The organism is Petrotoga halophila DSM 16923 (assembly GCF_002924615.1).
Window position 1 is genome coordinate 1 of the sequence record NZ_JALY01000303.1, and the last position, 1,553, is coordinate 1,553.

Genomic DNA, 1,553 nt, shown 5'->3' on the forward strand with positions numbered 1-1,553 from the left:
CGACGATGCCGAAGAAGCCGGTAGGGAAATCCGCTGGCAGAGGAGGAGTCGTGATGGGGAGGCCGCAAGGCCAACGGTAGACAATCACACTGTCGAGAAAAGCCTCGTGTAGCGTTGATCCTTTTACTGCCCGTTCTGGAAACCGACACAGGTAGACGAGCTGAGAAGGCAAAGGGGAGCGGAATAACCTTCGTTAAGGAACTAGGCAAAAAGGCCCCGTAACTTCGGGAGAAGGGGTGGACTATTAGTATGAGGAATCATACTAATAGAGCCGCAGTGACAAGTCCCTAGCGACTGTTTACCAAAAACACAGGTCTCTGCGAACACGGAAGTGGAAGTATAGGGACTGACGCCTGCCCAGTGCCGGAAGGTTAAGGGGAGAGGTGAGAGCTTCGAACTGAAGCCCCGGTAAACGGCGGCCGTAACTATAACGGTCCTAAGGTAGCGAAATTCCTTGTCGGGTAAGTTCCGACCTGCATGAAAGGCGTAACGACTAGGGAGCTGTCTTAACGAAGGATCCGGTGAAATTACAGTCTCGGTGAAGATGCCGAGGACCCGCAGCTAGACGGAAAGACCCCGTGGAGTTTTACTGTAACCTGACATTGTAACTTATCGTTGTATGTACAGGATAGGCGGGAGGCGAAGAAAGCTGCTCGCCAGGGCAGCTGGAGCCGGCCGTGGGATACCGCCCTTACAACGATGGGTTACTAACGGGAGAAAGTGAAGAGCTTGACCTGGACAGTGTTAGGAGGGCAGTTTAACTGGGGCGGTTGCCTCCAAAAAGGTAACGGAGGTGTTCGAAGGTAGGCTCAAGTGGGTTGGGAATCCACTGAAGAGTGCAAAGGCAAAAGCCTGCTTAACTGAAAGACTGACGAGTCGAACAGGAGGGAAACCTGGACTTAGTGACCCGGCGGTTCTGAGAGGAAGGGCCGTCGATCAACGGATAAAAGTTACCCCGGGGATAACAGACTAATCACGCCCGAGAGTTCACATCGACGGCGTGGATTGGCACCTCGATGTCGGCTCATCGCAACCTGGGGCTGAAGCCGGTCCCAAGGGTTGGGCTGTTCGCCCATTAAAGCGGTACGTGAGCTGGGTTCAGAACGTCGTAAGACAGTTCGGTCCCTATCTGCTGCGGGGGTAGGAAGCTTGAAGGGGGTTACTCCTAGTACGAGAGGACCGGAGTGAGTATGTCCCTGGTGAATCAGCTGTTATGCAAATAGCAGGAGCTGAGTAGCCACACATATAACCGATAACCGCTGAAAGCATCTAAGCGGGAAACGGGCCCAAACAAGAGGCTTCCCACTCGTAAGAGGTAAGGGCAGTCTGAGAAGAAGACGTAGATAGGCCGCAGGTGTAAGTACTGAGAAGTATTGAGCCGAGCGGTACTAATAGCCCGAGGCTTTGGACGAAACTCTATGCACTTGTGAATGAGTAATAGGGGGTGAAGAAAACGATACGGGAAACACCCAGAACCATACCGAACCTGACGGTTAAGCCGTATCGTGCCGATGGTAGTACGCTAAGACGTGTGAGAGTAGGTATCGCCCCCT

2 rRNA genes are annotated in these 1,553 nt (G+C 53.3%); both read left to right on the forward strand.

The features are described from left to right. Nucleotides 1-1,413 (forward strand): 23S ribosomal RNA (locus AA81_RS13330); the annotation flags it as partial. 27 nt (nt 1,414-1,440) lie between these two features. Further along, nucleotides 1,441-1,553 (forward strand): 5S ribosomal RNA (gene rrf / locus AA81_RS13335).